Genomic DNA, 15,647 nt, shown 5'->3' on the forward strand with positions numbered 1-15,647 from the left:
TTCCGCGAAAAATGAATTCCATCCTAAGTAATTCAAAATCAATACATATTCCCCCAATTGTTGCCTTGACCAACCTTTTTTTCAAAAAAAATAACAGCCACTCCGTGAGTGGCTGTCATAGATCGGCAAGAACGCATAAACGTTCCTTCTGCCTAAATATAAAAGCTCTGAGAGTGAATAATCCTACCCTCAGAGCCTGATGAATTCGTAAAAGAATAACTAAAAAGCAATATGAGGATAAGAAGTATTTTTTTGTGTTTTCATAGTCCTCACCTCGAGATGGTTTATTTTTACAGCAACATAATCATAACATAAAGATCATCCACAGTATAGAGAAAGATTAGTAACTCAACCCTGAAATAGGCAAAACGATATTGATAAACCTTAAAGGTTCTGAATGTTGACCTATAATGTAATGATTTCGTGGCAGACGCTTGGTTTGTACATTGGAATGGCTGTCCGCTGAAGTAACGGGAGATTAGTTGCAGGCTGTCTCGTCAAGTGAGCAGATGCTTTTGGGACAGCTCCTTAACCTTTACAGAAACCTCTTCGACCGATGGCCAGCAGTGATCTTAATAAACATAATGCAGTTCGCCTATTCTCGCGAAAATAACAGATCTCACATCAGGTGCAAATTGTGAAAGGTACACATAATCCGGTCGGGTAACTTGATCCATGAGATAAGCGGACCGGCTGCTGCCGGAAATCCGATTACGGTTCAAGCCGTCAATGATCGTTTGTGCGGGAACGATGCCGAATGGATGTCCGTAATAGAGTCCATCCTCAATCACAATGACATTCTCTCCACGCCATTCCGGCGTTTCCGGGGAGAAATCGGGATTCTTGAAATAAAGGATATCGCCGGGATATATATCGTTAATTCCCGCTTGCGTATTCAGTTGCAAATGATCGTCAGGATGCCAATCATACAAGAGCAGACCCGCGAATAGAAGGTTGAAATCGCTCTCCCGAAGAGAATCGAGCACACCCTTGTATATGACGGCCATGGTGGCTGTTGAACATTCAGTGGCGTATTTGCCGCCATCATTGAACATATCGCGGATTCCCGCAGCCGGTGTCGTATCGTCCCTGATCCGGAAACCGCCTTGCTCCGTTAAATGCCAGAAACGCTCATTGCATTGGGCTTTTTTGAAGCTTGCAAACCGCAAGCCGCTTGTGCTTAAAGCTTCAGCTGCAGCAACAATGGATGCCCGCAGTTCCATTTCGAACCTTAATTGCCCAACGGATTCATAATTGTAAATGATCGTTGTATTCCTCTTCAGCTGATAGATCTTATTGGCTACAGGTGACCAAGAGGTCGTATCCACTGGCGTCTGAACACCCGAAATTGTAATCATTGCTGCCCGCCTCCTTACCATATAAAGAGCGTATGCGGAGATGACGACTGTCATGAATTCCGCTTCCTGTGTTCAGATGTGATATTATTAGTTGGCATCCTAATCTTATAGAAAAGAGAACCTGATAAATATGATCAAAATAGACAGGAAACAAGTGGAGAATCAGCTGATGACCTTCGTAGGAGGGGACGTCTTCATTCACAGCGAAGCGACTTCGTTTGTTTTTGTACGCAATTTCAAAGTCCGGGTGACCCATGCTTTTATAGCGGGAGACGGCCCATTTCGCGCTGCGCTGCGGTTCGACGGCCATGGCTGGCTCAGGATCGAAGCTCTGACTCATTATGAGGTAGATGATCGCGGCCGGCTTCTGCTCGCCGGATATGACGATAGAGGCCGGATGCATGCCGCCCTGCATCTGGGAAAGGAGCTATTCCCGGAATGAAAAACATCGAACAAGCGCCATTGCGTAAGCTTCTTGCGGTATTTGCGCATCCGGATGATGAGTCATTTATTTGCGGGGGCACTCTCGCCAAGTACGCCAGCGAGGGAGTAGAGATAACGCTGGTCAGCGCTACGAGGGGGGATATGGGACGACGGATGGGCAACCCGCCATACCTGAACCGCGAATCTATGGCAGCGGCACGTGAATTGGAGCTCAAGCAAGCTTGCGAATGCCTGGGCATCCGGCAGCTTCATTTCCTGGATATCCGCGACAAAACGGTTGAATTTATCGATCCTGACCATTTGGCATCGAGGGTTGAGGAGTTGATCATTGAGGTCGGTCCCGATGTCATTCTTACGTTTCACGAAACGTTGGGCGGACACCCGGACCATTGCGCAATCGGAAAAGCAACCACGGCCGCATTTCAGAGAGCCGGCCGGGGCGCATTGTATTTCATAACGTTTGGCGATGTGATGGAACGGCCAAAACGGTTCGGATATACCCGGGAGGATGTCGTTAAAATCGATGTTTCCTCCCATCTGAGGGAGAAGCTCGCGGCGTTCCGGGCCCATCGCTGCCAGACTGAGATCGATGAATGGGTATGGCTGCCTGACCAAGAAGCACTGACCCGATTTGGGGACTATGAATATTTCCTGAAAGGGGATCGTAAAGCTCTGCAGCGTGATTCCCATGATCTATTTTGAGCAACCCAAACGCTATGAGCCTAATTCTCTATCAAACAAGCCGCTTCACACTTTCCGCGGCTGCTCCTGGATGGCGGCATTGGCTAAGGTGTGGAGCACTGTGTTATCCATTGGTGGGTTATGCAAGCCGGCACGAACGTCGCGATAGTAACGCTCCAGAGGCAGCTTGCGGGACAAGCTTGCGCCGCCAACGATCCGCATCGCCAAATCCACAACTTTGACCGCGTTGTTTGTAACTGCATACTTGGCCAGGCCAAGCTCCGGCCTGAGAGAAGGCCGCTCGTCCTTCTCCCGATCCCAGCGGTCTGCGGCTGCATACAGGAACGAACGTGCGGTTCGCAGTTCAATTTCCATTTCCCCGATTGTATGCTGAACAGAGGGAAGGGATGCAATCGGCTCACCAAGATTATTGGGGCGGTAGGAGCGGGCAAATTCCAGGGCAAAATCACGTGCCGCCATAGCAATGCCCATATAACAAGCCGGAATATGCAAAAGCCATCCTCCTCCGTCATCCGTGCCTTTTCCGGAGAGGCGCATGCCGGTTCCAGTGAGAACCCCATCCAGTACAACATCATGGCTTCCCGTTGCCCGCATCCCAAGCGTATCCCAGGTCTCGACCACACTCACCCGTTCATTGCGGCGGATGAGGAAATCGCTGGTGCACTCTTCCTCAGGGATATAAGCCGAAACAACAAAACGGTCAAGGATCGGTGATAATGTACTGTAGGTTTTACGTCCCGTAATCCGCCATCCCCCCTCCTCAGAGACTGCTATCGTTTCAGGTTGACCGCCCCGGCTGGGACTTCCGGATGCAGCTTCGCTGGCAAAGGTATTGATCATGGTCCCGTCTTGCACGATAGAGCGGCATACATCGGCAAAAACCTCCTGCGGCCATTTGCCCGTCGTTCTCAGATGAAGGACCTGGCCGATATGCCAGCCGACGGCCAGGGCGGTCGAGCCATCCCCGTATGCGAGCCGTTCCTGCAGCAGGACAAGCTCATATAGCGAAATCTCCTCGCCGCCGTATTCTTGAGGAACGGTCAGCTTTAAATAACCGGACTCACGCAGATCGGCGAAATTTTCAAATGGGAAGGAGCCTTCCCGGTCATGCTGCGCGGCCCTCTTTGCGAAACGGGCAGCCAGCTGTTCTACCATGGAGGCCCGTGCCTGTTCTTCCTCGCTGCGAATATATTGATCGACGTATCGATTCATCCATGATCAACTCCTTTCCCACGTATTATATCAACTGGCGTGTCGACATGTACAAGCAAAAAAAAGACACCGCAATACGATAATTGCCTACGGCGGAGAGTTGATGGATACGATCATGAAGAGGATGGTTCAGGTCTGGTGGGACTGAACGAACGGAATACAGACAAACCTCCGACCAGCTTGCGATAGAACTAGCCGTTTGCTGAGCCAATAAAGATACGCCTACAATTAGTCATCTGCCCACTCCTTACGATAGGCATCTGCATAAGATGATTTCGAAGCTAAAGCTAAGGAGTGGATAACTTGTTTCAAAGAAACTATATGAATCCCGGGAAGAGCGGCCCGGCGCAAGTAAGCCCGGCACAGGTAAGTCCAGCGCAGGTGACTCCTGCCCATGTTCATTTCATTTCTTCCGTGGACCCCTTTGTCGTTGAGGCATTGTGCCGCCTGGTTGGCTGCTGCGTCGTACTGGAGACGACACGAGGCTGCATAGAGGGCACCATTCTGGATGTAAAACCTGATCATGTCCTGCTCCAACTGAACCATCGCCAGGTATGCGTACGAATAGCCGAGATCGTTTGGATTATGCCTGTATAAATTCAAATCAGGCGCTGCTTCAAAATCAACGACTTAAAGGCTGTCGACAGGTGTCGGCAGCCTTTTGTCTGCATATATAGAAAACACAATCGCCAGTCAAAGGAGTGCTTATTCCGTTTTCCCTTTGTATTTGCCTGTGCTTCTGAGGTGGACGTTTATCTTGATCTCCCTGATAGAATCCTCATGGAGAAAGAAAGGCTGTTTTTCCTTGAGCTTGCGGAACGTGGCCGGTTTCTCGCGATACAACGTCTGCTGCAGTTTGAAAGGATCACACTTTGCCTTAAGCGCTTTTCGGTATGTCGTTTCGATTTCATCACGAATGACTTCTCTCGTTTGGTCTTCCAATGCCGTAATCGATGTCGTCTTGATTAGTTCAATGACAAAGCCTTTCACATTGACCTTCATATTGAATTGGCTGCTGTCCCCTGATCCGACTGGTTCAACCGAGAGCTTCGGATGGGCCATCATAACGACTGCGACAGGAGGACCCTGCTTGGGAATACGTACGGGTGTCTGGTCTAATTTGTACTCCATCCAGCGCGCACCTTTTAAGTCCTCTGCCGACATCCAGTTATTCATGATGTGATTCTTGAAGAAATAGGCACCGTTGATATCGAACATCGTCTTCGTTTTCTTATCCTCTGTCCAATTATTACGATCGATTGTGATAGAAGGCAGCATGCAGGGTTCTCCAGGTTCGTTCAATTCAGCGATGATGCGATTACTTGAAATCGGAATAATGTATGTCTTCTGCGAATTCATCTGGGCTGCGGTAAACACGATCGAATCCAGAGGAGGGAGGTTGAGTATCGATTTCTGAATTAGAACATCATCCAGTTTTTCTTTTGTGCCATACATAAGAATATTGTATCTTACTTCACGATAACGGTTCAGTGCCTGATAGGTCTCCAGCACGCCTTTACGAAGCAGGTTCTCGGTTAAAATGACGGCTTTGACATGACCCCAGTACAAGCGCAGCTGCGACGTTGCATTTATGGCAGATAGGGAGCCGGAAACTGTGTCCCCGTCTCCTTTGCCCACCCATACCGGAACTTTCGTTCCCTGGGGGAGATTTTCAGTCCGCGCGACATTCACGAAATTAAGCACTTGAACATAAGACACATACCTGCCATTGACATAATCGATCCCGATTGCGGTCACATACGCCATGTTCTGAATGTCTTGCGAGTTGGCGCAGCCTTGGGTCGATATGAGAAGGAAACACGAAACTGCGAGTCCCCAGATGCGGGCTGCATTCATTGGCCTTCTTCTCCTTCCCGGTCACGATCAATCGTATTCAGGCTTTTAGGTCTCTTCTTTAATAAAGTCCACGGTACTCGCAGAAAAGAACTGGCCACTTCATGCAATCTGAGTGGGGACAACGGCGCCAGATAATTTACGCCGAACGAACGCAGACTGGACATATAGGCAATCATAATGATCACGCCAAGTATCAAACCGTACATCCCTAAAAAAGATGCCAGGAAGAAAAAAATCAACCGCAAAATACTGACCATGGTGCTTAGCGTTTGGTTGACCAATGTTACAGAGGACACAGCAGTAACTGCGCCTACGACCACGACGGAGGGCGATACCAGACCGGCTCGTATCGCAGCGTCGCCGATGATCAAAGCGCCGATGGAGGTCAGGGTTTGTCCGATCGAGCTGGGCAGCCGAACACCCGCTTCGCGGAAAATTTCCAGCAGCATCAACAGAATAAACATTTCCATTTGTGAGGAGAGAGGCAGACCCAGCCGTGAAATAGCGATGGTGGCCATCATCCGGAATGGTATCTGGTCGGGATGAAAGGCCACAAGGGATACCCAAATACCTGGCAAAAAGATGGAAATGAACAAACTGAAAATCCTGATGATCCGCGAAAAAGAAATATAAACATAGTTAAAATGTACATCTTCCGGCGATTTCATAATGTAGGTTAGTCCCGCAGGGCCGCTCAGAACCATCGGGATTCCGTCCACAATCAGAACAAACCGGCCCGCAAGCAAAGAGCTTACGATGTAATCAGGTCTCCCGGTAAAGTCCAGGAGAGGGAGGATCTTGAATTTGGAGCCAACCAGCATCTCTTCCAGTTGGTTAATGCTGTAGATGCCGTCCAAATGGATACTGTCCAGACGCTTGCGTAATTCATTTAACAACTTGGGTGAAATAATATCATACATATACAGGAGCCCGACTTTGGTCCTGGTTCTGACGCCGAGTGTATGGTATTCGACATGTAAAGAACGGCTTCGGATCCGTTTGCGGACCAAGGCGATATTCACCACAATATCCTCGACGAAGCAATCTCTGGGACCTTTTATTGATATTTCCGTATTTGAATCGTTAGGCTGCCGTTGGGGACGGTTCGATAATCCCAACGAATAGAGGGCTTCTTCCTTGACAAATAAAAAGATTAAACTACCCTCGAACAGAATTTCATCCACTTTATCTGGCGATGATCCGTTCTCAAAAGATTGGATCGGGAGAATCGTGGTTAATGGTGTCAATGGCTGCAGGAAATTGCCCTGTTTATCATAATGCTCTGCCAGCTTCGGAATAACAATCTTGTCAATTTCAATGTCGTCGCATAGTCCATCAGCATAGGCTAGGATGACCCGTGTGTCTGCTTTTTCCCCAAAATCGAAGCTTCTGATACGTACGTCTTCCGATTCGGCGTATTGTGTTCTAAGCCGTTCCTCTGTCCAGACCTCATGACTCTTCTGAGATTGCATATTCATACACTCCCCTCCTTGACAGGCTTGGAAAATAAGGCGATCAACATCCACAGGAAGGACAAGGCGAGCAGCACGGTTAACGAAATTGGCATGTAATAGCGGCTCAACCAGAGGAAAAAGATATACTCATTAATGGGAAACAGAGACCAGGTAAGATAACTCAGCATAATCCCGACAATGACCCAGAGGCGGGTACGAATTCTCTTGATTGGAAGAAGCTCGATAATCAAATAGACGGAGAGGCTGATCCGGATACAGGCGCCAGACAGCCATTGGAAAATGGAGAAGAAGTCTACGTGCTCGACATATTGTCCAATCTTAACGAGCCTCCATTGTTCATAAGGGGAGATCATCTGATTCGCGGCTTCAATAGGCCCGAACTCCGTTATGGCCCCCACAAGAGGGCCGACCGTGATGAGTGTAACAAAAACAGCGTAGATCACTACCGGCCAGGCGCGTATCTTGGTCTTGATCCGATGCTGCAGCGCTATAAGCACGATCAGTTCCACGAAGCCTCCCCCTGTATAGACCATACCTTTCAGTACGGGAGACCACCCTTGTTCCAGCATAGGCTGAAGCAAATGATAATCCTTCATGGAGGAATTGGAAACAGCCACGAAGATACCGAGCACGACTACAATGGGGAGCAGGATGCCGGATAAAATAGCAATGACCCTCAGACCCCAAAGAGCCAGAATCGTGCAAATGACTACCAGCGCAACGACGAGCAGAAGCTCAGGACTTTGCGGCAAATAGTTCGTTATATTCCATCGTGCCGTTTGAACGACTGTCGTTCCTCCTATCATGTACAAGATGATAATAAGAGGTGCAATCAGCAACCATGAAAGGGAAGGGTGCGTTTTGTCAGCCAACCAGGCATGCCACTTCTGCTGCCCGGATCTTTGGATAAGCCATACGAGCAGCAAACTCCAAACAATGAAAAGCGCTCCGGAAACAAGGGCCGTAATCCATGCATCCCTGCCAGAGGCACCAAGGACCATGGGGTTGACAATTACATGTGTACAGAGGCCGTTCATTAATGAAAAAACCATAAAAACCTGCAGCATGCTGATTTTTGTTTTTCCCGTAGTCATTTAGGCGTATACCTGGTGTATGGTCGCATCTTCATCACATTAGACCCTTTCATCCAACTTGAAAATTTCTTGCCCTTGGTGCAAGAGTAATCGTGGATATAGATGAAGATAGTATGGTTTTCCTGAGCTTCATTTATGCAGGAGAGGAGGGAGGAAATGGATTAATGGATCGTGGGTGGAAAAAGATGAAACCGGAGCGATCATAAATGAGCCCAATTTGGTGAGTGATTAGTTTCTTCCCGGAATCGCGCTATAAATACACAAAAAAACCCGGATAACGTTGCCGCCATATGGCGTGACGTATCCGGGATCTTTGTAAGCCAATTTTATTAGTACATCTCGTTGTTCGCCATGATCCAAACAGAACCTGCGATAATGGTGACAACAATGACCAGGCCGAAAATCAATGTCATCAGATTATAGCGCGGACCTTTCTCCTCACGCAGATGCATGAAGAAGAGAAGTTGAACCGCAAACTGCAGGATTGCCGCCCCAATCAACACGATCCTTGCTGATGTCCCTTCGAGCCATCCGTTCAGCACGACCATGAGCGGGATAATGGTCAGGACAATGGAGAGGAGAAAACCGATCGTATAAGACTTCAACGAGCCATGTCCGCCTTCATGCCCGTGGCTGCAATGCGCTTCGTGTGTTCCGCCGCTGTGCTGGGCCATATCACAACACCCCCATCAAATAGACGATCGTGAAGACGAAAATCCAGACAACGTCAAGAAAATGCCAGTAAAGACTTGTAATGTTAACTTTGCGGCGCGTCACGGGCGTAATGCCGTGACGCGCAATTTGGATCATGATTCCGGCTATCCAGACAATACCGACCGTTACATGGATACCATGAGTGCCCACCAGCGTGAAGAAGCTGGAGAAGAAAGCACTGGTGCCGATCGTATAACCTTCGTTAACGAGTTTCATGAATTCTGCAACTTCAAGGCCGACAAAGGTCGCACCCAGAAGTATAGTGACGGCCAGCCAGCCGATCAAGCCCTTGCGGCTGCCTTTATTCATGGAGAGTACTGCTAGACCGCTCGTGAAGCTGCTGGTTAGCAAAATGAACGTTTCGACGATAATACCGGGCATCTCGAATATTTCTTTCGGTCCCGGTCCTCCTGCGTGATTGCCGTGAAGGACTACATAGGTAGCGAACAATGTGGCAAATAGCACGCAGTCGGTGATCAGGAAGATCCAGAAGCCAAACTGACGGAGCTCCTCCTGATTGACATGCCCGTCTTGGCCATCTTTATGAGCGTGTACTTGGGATTGTGTATGATTGCCAGCCTGTGCCATCAGGAAAACCTCCTAGCCGCAGCTTCCGTGCGTTTGATTTCGTCTACCGGAATATTATATTCGGTATTGTAATTGAATGAGTGCGCCAGCATCGTCGCCGCGACGCCGATAAAGCCGGGAATAGCAATCCACAGCCAATGAAATACAAGACCGAAGCCGACGAGGAACCAGCACACCGATTGGATGAATGGAATCGCCGAGTTTTTTGGATAATGAATCGGTTCGATCGGTGCTTGCGGAGTAGGCGCAAGGCCTGCAGCCAGCCGTTCTTTCTCTTCCCACAATGGCTCGCGGTCTGTAACGACCGGAATCACCGCGAAATTATACAGCGGAGCAGGGGAAGGGATCGACCATTCGAGCGTACGCCCGTTCCAAGGATCTCCCGTAGTATCCTTCTCCATAAACTTGATACTGTGGGCAATTTGCCAAACCTGGAACAAGAAGCCAAGCCCCATCAGGAAGCCGCCGATCGTCGAGGTGAAGTTGAGTCCCCACCAGCCGGTATCCCAGCCGTAGGTGCTGACACGCCGTGTCATTCCGTCAAGGCCGACAAAATACTGCGGCATGAAGCAGACGTAGAAGCCGATATTCCAGATCCAGAATGCCCATTTGCCAAGCTTCTCATTGAGCTTGAAACCGAACATTTTCGGCCACCAGTAATAAAGGCCGGCGAAGTACCCGAAGGCGACGCCCCCGATAAGCACCTGATGGAAGTGGGCGATCAGGAAGTAGCTGTTATGGAACTGGAAGTCGGCCGGAGCGACAGACAACAGCACACCGGTCATGCCTCCAATGACAAAGCAGGGAATAAAAGCAATTGTCCAGAGCATTGGCGTCGAGAAGTTTATCCTTCCTCGATACATGGTGAACAGCCAGTTGAAGATTTTAACCCCGGTAGGGATTGCTATTATCATTGTTGTGACAGCAAAGAAGGTATTGACATTCGCGCCGGAGCCCATCGTAAAGAAGTGATGGAGCCATGTGAAGAATGACAGCAGACTGATAATCATCATGGCGAATACCATGGATTTATAGCCGAACAGCCGCTTCTTGGCGAATGTCGAGACGATCTCCGAGAAGATACCGAAGGCAGGCAGAACCACGATATAAACCTCGGGATGTCCCCACATCCAGATCAGGTTGATATACATCATCGCATTGCCTCCACCGTCCATGGTGAAGAAGTGGGCCCCGAGGAACCGGTCGAGGAACAGCAATGCAAGCGTAACGGTCAGAATGGGGAATGCGAAAATAATCGTAATGCAGCTCGTAAGTACGGACCACGTAAACATCGGTACTTTTGACCAGGTCATTCCTGGTGCGCGCATTTTAATAATGGTAACGATAAAGTTGATACCTGTCATCAGGGAGCCGATCCCCGAAATCTGAATCCCCCAAATATAGAAGTCCTGCCCAACGCCCGGACTACCCGTCAATTCAGAAAGTGGGGGATACGACAGCCATCCTGCGTCTGGGGAGCCCCCAATAATGAACGACATATTGAACAGCATCGCACCAATGAAGAACAGCCAGAAACTTAGCGAGTTCAGGAATGGAAACGCGACATCGCGCGCGCCAATCTGAAGCGGCACTGCAATGTTGAACAGTCCAAACATCAGCGGCATCGCCATGAACAAAATCATAATAACGCCATGTGTCGTGAATACTTGATTATAATGCTCCGGAGTCAGGAATTCCATATCCGGAAAGGCGAGCTGCGTCCGCATCATCAGCGCATCGACGCCGCCGCGGAAGAGCATCAGCAAGGAGGCGATAATGTACATGATGCCTACCTTCTTGTGATCGACGGTAGTCAGCCATTCACGCCAAAGCCAGCCCCACTTCTTAAAGGCCGTTAGGACAAATATGATAGCGATTGTCGTCATGGCGATCGCCACATCCGCTCCGTATATAAGCGGATCGCCTGTCACGAAGAACCAGGACAGAAAGTCTTTGATCTTCTCAAACATAAGGTTAGGTGCCTCCTTTTCTAGTGATTATGCCCCGTATCCGCGGCACCGGTATCTTCGTGATTCATATCCATATCCATTTCTTCCATGCCAGAACCTGAGTCTACATTGTCCTTCAGGTTGAGATCAGGCACAGGCTGACTTCCCCCGTTCTCGCGCTCCTTATGCAAATCGCTGAGCGTCGTCGCTTTGCGCCCGAGGCCGCCTTCAGCACCGCGATTCATTGAATAATCATGAACGATCCGGTGGAATAAGCCGTCGGAGATAGAACCATATGTTACTATTGGCGAAGTCCCAGGCTTCACCAGCTGCTGATAAGCTTCATCTGTCAGCGCGCCGCCTTTTGACTTGACTTCATTTATCCAGCCATCGAATTCATCTTGAGTGACGGCTTTCGTCGTAAAGGCCATCTTGGCAAATTCGCGTCCCGTGAAATTCGCACCGGTACCGAAATAATCGCCAACCTCATCGGCCTGCAGATGCAGTGTCGTCGCCATGCCCGACATCGTATAAATCATGCCACCCAGCTGTGGAACCCAGAAGGAGTTCATCGGTCCATCCGAGGTCAGGTCAAACTTGACAGGCGTGTTCTCGGGAATAACGAGTGTATTGATTGTCGCAATGCCTTGATCGGGATATTGAAACAGCCATTTCCAATCCAGCGAAGTCACTTGCACCGTTATTGGAGCATTGTCCGATTTGAGCGGCTTGGCCGGATCCAGCCTGTGCGTATAAATTCCGGTTACGATTGCCAGAATTACAATGGCGACAATAGGAATACCCCACCAGATCGTCTCAAGCTTGGTGCTGTGCTCCCATTTAGGCTGGTAGGCCGCTTTGTTCCCCGGCTTATCCCGGTATCGCCATATGATCCAGGCGGTAATGGCGAACACCGGAACCGCGATGACGAGACACAGCAGCATAGTAAAAACAATCAGATCGCGCTGCTGCTCGCCGACCGGCCCTTTTGGGTCGAATACGACCATGGATGTACAACCGGAAGCCAGGACCGGTACTGCGGTCAGCACGCCGGCAACGGCAAGACGCCGCAAACCTTTCGCTACGTTCATCTCTCTCATCTCCCAACATTCCAATCTTATCGGCAAGAACGGGCCCCCGATATGAGAAATCTCACACTTTCACTAAACCCTTGTGAAAATAATAACATGTTCCTTTTGTTTCGTATCGGGTGTTAACAAAGGCGTCATCAGACAGTCGAAATTTCGTAATATTTCGTTCAAAATTTCGACGTAATTAGACCTTAAAATCATTACCCATTTACCATTCAAACGAAAAGGGAAGTGCAAGCCGTCTACGGGTATAGGAAGATATCCGGTAGTCAGTCAAACATAGAAAAAGGCTGCTTCCGCTTGGAAGCAACCTTTAAGGGACGCTTGTTTTAGTAATCATTTTCCGTTTCGGACTTCCGTTTGTGAACAAGGTTCATAGCGGTACCGATTGTGTACGTGAACACGCTGCCTACCAGAAATCCGATGCCCAACATCAGGAGCATGTTGCTGTCGCTAAAGTGACTGATATTGACCAGACACAAGACAACGCCTGCGCAAAGAGCGACCCAAGAGGCGATGTGCATGGCGAGAAACAACGATTTACCTTCCTGTGCTGTCTGCCGCTCCACGACTGCTGTTTTTGTTGACATGTTATATTCACTTCCTCAATGAAATTGTTAAGACTGACAAAATACTTATTCCTTATTATAACACAAAAAAAGCGTTTGCGTTCAAAAAACGTTCAAATTTTGATCATAAAACAGACACTTTCTTATAGAGGCATCTGAATGTTTTTAACCCTTTGAGGGAACGGTGAATCCCATTCCAAAGCGGTTCAACGGCATCCGCAAGGATTGATTATGGACTTCCAGAAGAAACAGGAGCAATTGAAACCACGGATGGAAATGATTTAAGAATAAGACTGGCAGCGGGAAGGGAAACCAATTTCGGATGCAAGGCGTGGGGAAAAGGTGAAACGCTCATATGGGCCGTAGATTGTGGACAGGAAAGAGAACTTGAGATTGATATTCTGTCTGTTTCTTCCAATAATTAGGACTACCATCCAACACGTTTTTTTCATGCAGAAAATGGCAGCCGGCAATGTGCAAACACATCGCAGGCTGCCATTCTCATTAGCAAGTGATTAGAAAACTTGGCAAGCGGCGGACAACGGGCTACTTTCCGATACTTGCCGCCATTCCTACGGGAAGTTTCACTGCGGACAATATCCCTCCGGAACGGATATAAATCATATTTCCTGATTTCAGCGTCGGGTTGAAATCGCGGAAACCTGTTTTCACGCTGAAAACGGGTTTTGAGGCTGTGAAGTCATAAGCGTCCAGTGTGCCGTCAGCTCGCGCAACGAACAGCCCATTACCGTACAAATCTGTCTGCACCGGCTGTATGCCTGCAGGGAATTGGATGGTTTGGCCGTTTATCGTCTTCAATGCAAGGATAGAACGGTCATGCAGATTCTGATAGAGCAATCTTCCTTCATGAACGTTATAGAGCGGCTGGTAATCCCGAGGATTCGGGGCGTTCCACCGTTGGATGGCTTTTCCATCCTTGCTATAAGCGGAGAAATTATATTTCGCGACCGCTTGATCCTGATAAATATAAAGATCTTCGCCATCCAGGAATGCCGACCCGTGAGCGCCCCCGAACTGATATTGACCGATAACTTCTGGCTGGGCTGTCCATTTGTAGACCCGCTCACCCTTCTTTACGCCGGTTTTCAGGTTTATAACGGCGATATGCAGGCTTTTCTTGACAGAGTCTTCTTCGCCGATCATGAATAAATCCATGACCGAATAAACTAGACCTTCCTTCACGACAAGCGGGGACTGCTGGCGGAATGAGGTCCACAGCTGCTTGCCAGTCTTGACGTCGTAAGCGTTGATCTGATTGGATGACAATGCGCCTTGGACATTATAGCTGCGAAGCACGACGCCATCGCTTACCAATATATCGGTCAACCCGCTGGAATAGGACCCGTCAGTCTCCGTTTTTTTCCAGCGGAGCTTGCCGGTTTCGCGTTCCAGAGCGAATAACGTCAGATTTTGCGTGACATAAATAGTATCGCCGATCGGCTGGATGCTGTCCGCTTTATCTGCGTGAATATCCGCCGCCCACTTTTTGTTTCCGTTATCCTTGATGGCCAGGATGGCCCCATCCTTCGATAGTCCATAAACTACCTTTTGGTCATATGCCAGTACCGGTTTCAATCCTGCACCATATTTCCACAGGTTTTTTCCACTTGTACCGTCATAAGCAGCGAGCTTACCGCCAGCCACGAGTGCAAAAACCCGGCCATCTTCAGCAAGCGCCGAAGTGACGCTCATCCCGTACTGATCAAATTTAGCCAGCGGTACGCTCCACAACGGTTTAACCGCAGGTGCGGACACAGCTCCGTATATCGGAGTCGAGCTATTAATAACCGGCTTCTCGGCGTGGACCGCTGAAGTCCCCGTTAATCCGGAAGCCAGAAGGGCAGCTGTAACACTAAGCATCGCGATTTTTTTGAATGACGTTGAGCTGTTGGTAAGCATCTTGCAACATCCATCCTTTCGTTTTTCCAAAGATAGGTTTATTGTGAGGCAGCACTGTTTAACCTAAACGATGGAAGACTGGCAAAAGTTGCATGGGGAGAAAGATTCAGAGCAAGCGGACCCGTAAAAAACACGGGAATTGGTCCTTTCAAGCCCTGGAAATGTTGTCTATAATAGTAGAAAAATAATTGATAAATGAGGGAAAACTATGGCCATCGCATATAAAATCAATACTCCGCTTCATTCCAAAGAGGTTTCGGACATGTTTATCCGTTCAGGAATCAAGCGTCCTGCTAATGACCTGGATCGGATTCAAAGAATGATCGATCATGCTGATGTTCATATTTCTGCCTGGGATGGAGAGAAGCTGATCGGACTTGCAAGAGCGATTACTGATTTTTCTTATTGCTGTTATTTATCGGATCTAGCGGTTTGCAAGACGTATCAGAAGAGGGGCATCGGAACCGAACTTGTTAAGGTTCTGCGGGAACATTTAGGCGATGAGGTCTCTCTTTTATTGCTCTCTGCACCGACCGCAATGGATTATTATCCGCGTATTGGGTTTGAGAAAATAGAGAATGCTTTTTTGATACCGCGAATAAAGTAGAACCGAATAAAGGTAACGAAAATGGGGACCAGACAGAGCAAGAACGCACAGGACCAAGGGGTCTTGT

General features: G+C 48.8%; 15 protein-coding genes. 4 read left to right on the forward strand and 11 right to left on the reverse strand.

The window, feature by feature from the left end:
* Positions 1 to 572: 572 nt before the first annotated feature.
* Positions 573 to 1,358, reverse strand: a complete 786-nt coding sequence (gene tgl, locus IEY46_RS07605) for a spore coat transglutaminase TGL (RefSeq protein ID WP_188990634.1) — start codon at positions 1,356 to 1,358, stop codon at positions 573 to 575.
* Between the two features lie 130 nt (positions 1,359 to 1,488).
* Between tgl and IEY46_RS07610 the strand changes: the two genes are divergently transcribed.
* On the forward strand, positions 1,489 to 1,800 hold the full coding sequence (locus tag IEY46_RS07610; protein WP_188990636.1) for a DUF1806 family protein: 312 nt from the start codon (positions 1,489 to 1,491) through the stop codon (positions 1,798 to 1,800).
* Positions 1,797 to 2,504, forward strand: coding sequence for a PIG-L family deacetylase (locus IEY46_RS07615; RefSeq protein WP_188990637.1), 708 nt, complete (start codon positions 1,797 to 1,799; stop codon positions 2,502 to 2,504). Before IEY46_RS07610 ends, IEY46_RS07615 begins: the two co-directional genes overlap by 4 nt.
* Positions 2,505 to 2,549: 45 nt before the next feature.
* Here IEY46_RS07615 and IEY46_RS07620 read toward each other — a convergent pair whose 3' ends face one another.
* Positions 2,550 to 3,716, reverse strand: a complete 1,167-nt coding sequence (locus IEY46_RS07620) for an acyl-CoA dehydrogenase family protein (RefSeq protein ID WP_188990639.1) — start codon at positions 3,714 to 3,716, stop codon at positions 2,550 to 2,552.
* 303 nt (positions 3,717 to 4,019) lie between these two features.
* Here IEY46_RS07620 and IEY46_RS07625 point away from each other — a divergent pair, with 303 nt between their 5' ends.
* On the forward strand, positions 4,020 to 4,313 hold the full coding sequence (locus IEY46_RS07625) for a DUF2642 domain-containing protein (RefSeq protein ID WP_229750131.1): 294 nt from the start codon (positions 4,020 to 4,022) through the stop codon (positions 4,311 to 4,313).
* A 108-nt stretch (positions 4,314 to 4,421) separates the two neighbouring features.
* Here the strand turns inward: IEY46_RS07625 and IEY46_RS07630 are convergent, their stop codons facing one another.
* From IEY46_RS07630 to IEY46_RS07670, 9 genes are all read right to left on the reverse strand, one after another.
* Complete coding sequence (locus IEY46_RS07630) at positions 4,422 to 5,573, reverse strand: Ger(x)C family spore germination protein (protein WP_188990641.1); 1,152 nt, start codon at positions 5,571 to 5,573, stop codon at positions 4,422 to 4,424.
* Positions 5,570 to 7,051, reverse strand: coding sequence for a spore germination protein (locus IEY46_RS07635; protein WP_229750132.1), 1,482 nt, complete (start codon positions 7,049 to 7,051; stop codon positions 5,570 to 5,572). Before IEY46_RS07635 ends, IEY46_RS07630 begins: the two co-directional genes overlap by 4 nt.
* On the reverse strand, positions 7,048 to 8,142 hold the full coding sequence (locus IEY46_RS07640; RefSeq protein ID WP_188990643.1) for an endospore germination permease: 1,095 nt from the start codon (positions 8,140 to 8,142) through the stop codon (positions 7,048 to 7,050). The genes IEY46_RS07635 and IEY46_RS07640 overlap by 4 nt, the downstream gene beginning before the upstream one ends.
* 329 nt (positions 8,143 to 8,471) lie before the next feature.
* A complete protein-coding gene (cyoD, locus tag IEY46_RS07645; RefSeq protein ID WP_188990645.1) occupies positions 8,472 to 8,816 on the reverse strand; it encodes a cytochrome o ubiquinol oxidase subunit IV in 345 nt (114 codons plus the stop codon).
* A 1-nt stretch (position 8,817) separates the two neighbouring features.
* A complete protein-coding gene (gene cyoC / locus IEY46_RS07650) occupies positions 8,818 to 9,444 on the reverse strand; it encodes a cytochrome o ubiquinol oxidase subunit III (protein WP_188990647.1) in 627 nt (208 codons plus the stop codon).
* Complete coding sequence (locus IEY46_RS07655; RefSeq protein ID WP_188990649.1) at positions 9,444 to 11,414, reverse strand: cbb3-type cytochrome c oxidase subunit I; 1,971 nt, start codon at positions 11,412 to 11,414, stop codon at positions 9,444 to 9,446. Before IEY46_RS07655 ends, cyoC begins: the two co-directional genes overlap by 1 nt.
* Positions 11,415 to 11,434: 20 nt before the next feature.
* Positions 11,435 to 12,484: a ubiquinol oxidase subunit II gene (gene cyoA / locus IEY46_RS07660; RefSeq protein ID WP_188990651.1), complete on the reverse strand. Its 1,050-nt coding sequence runs from the start codon at positions 12,482 to 12,484 to the stop codon at positions 11,435 to 11,437.
* A gap of 329 nt (positions 12,485 to 12,813) precedes the next feature.
* Positions 12,814 to 13,074 carry a hypothetical protein gene (locus IEY46_RS07665; protein ID WP_188990653.1) on the reverse strand — a complete coding sequence of 87 codons (261 nt, stop codon included), beginning with the start codon at positions 13,072 to 13,074 and terminating at the stop codon, positions 12,814 to 12,816.
* Positions 13,075 to 13,599: 525 nt separating this feature from the next.
* Positions 13,600 to 14,973 (reverse strand): outer membrane protein assembly factor BamB family protein, encoded by a 1,374-nt coding sequence (locus tag IEY46_RS07670; protein ID WP_188990655.1) that lies wholly within the window; start codon positions 14,971 to 14,973, stop codon positions 13,600 to 13,602.
* Between the two features lie 208 nt (positions 14,974 to 15,181).
* Here IEY46_RS07670 and IEY46_RS07675 point away from each other — a divergent pair, with 208 nt between their 5' ends.
* Positions 15,182 to 15,580 carry a GNAT family N-acetyltransferase gene (locus IEY46_RS07675; protein WP_188990656.1) on the forward strand — a complete coding sequence of 133 codons (399 nt, stop codon included), beginning with the start codon at positions 15,182 to 15,184 and terminating at the stop codon, positions 15,578 to 15,580.
* Positions 15,581 to 15,647 lie beyond the last annotated feature (67 nt).

Source organism: Paenibacillus nasutitermitis, assembly GCF_014641075.1.
Classification (GTDB): Bacteria; Bacillota; Bacilli; order Paenibacillales; family Paenibacillaceae; genus Paenibacillus_Z; species Paenibacillus_Z nasutitermitis.

Bases quoted from the DNA above. Each gene is read 5' to 3' on its own strand.
- IEY46_RS07640 (WP_188990643.1), bottom strand. From the start codon at position 8,142: ATGACTACGGGAAAAACAAAAATCAGCATGCTGCAGGTTTTTATGGTT.
- IEY46_RS07655 (WP_188990649.1), bottom strand. From the start codon at position 11,414: ATGTTTGAGAAGATCAAAGACTTTCTGTCCTGGTTCTTCGTGACAGGC.
- IEY46_RS07610 (WP_188990636.1), top strand. From the start codon at position 1,489: ATGATCAAAATAGACAGGAAACAAGTGGAGAATCAGCTGATGACCTTC.
- tgl (WP_188990634.1), bottom strand. From the start codon at position 1,358: ATGATTACAATTTCGGGTGTTCAGACGCCAGTGGATACGACCTCTTGG.
- IEY46_RS07665 (WP_188990653.1), bottom strand. From the start codon at position 13,074: ATGTCAACAAAAACAGCAGTCGTGGAGCGGCAGACAGCACAGGAAGGT.
- cyoC (WP_188990647.1), bottom strand. From the start codon at position 9,444: ATGGCACAGGCTGGCAATCATACACAATCCCAAGTACACGCTCATAAA.
- cyoA (WP_188990651.1), bottom strand. From the start codon at position 12,484: ATGAACGTAGCGAAAGGTTTGCGGCGTCTTGCCGTTGCCGGCGTGCTG.
- IEY46_RS07630 (WP_188990641.1), bottom strand. From the start codon at position 5,573: ATGAATGCAGCCCGCATCTGGGGACTCGCAGTTTCGTGTTTCCTTCTC.
- cyoD (WP_188990645.1), bottom strand. From the start codon at position 8,816: ATGGCCCAGCACAGCGGCGGAACACACGAAGCGCATTGCAGCCACGGG.
- IEY46_RS07670 (WP_188990655.1), bottom strand. From the start codon at position 14,973: ATGCTTACCAACAGCTCAACGTCATTCAAAAAAATCGCGATGCTTAGT.
- IEY46_RS07675 (WP_188990656.1), top strand. From the start codon at position 15,182: ATGGCCATCGCATATAAAATCAATACTCCGCTTCATTCCAAAGAGGTT.
- IEY46_RS07620 (WP_188990639.1), bottom strand. From the start codon at position 3,716: ATGAATCGATACGTCGATCAATATATTCGCAGCGAGGAAGAACAGGCA.
- IEY46_RS07615 (WP_188990637.1), top strand. From the start codon at position 1,797: ATGAAAAACATCGAACAAGCGCCATTGCGTAAGCTTCTTGCGGTATTT.
- IEY46_RS07635 (WP_229750132.1), bottom strand. From the start codon at position 7,051: ATGAATATGCAATCTCAGAAGAGTCATGAGGTCTGGACAGAGGAACGG.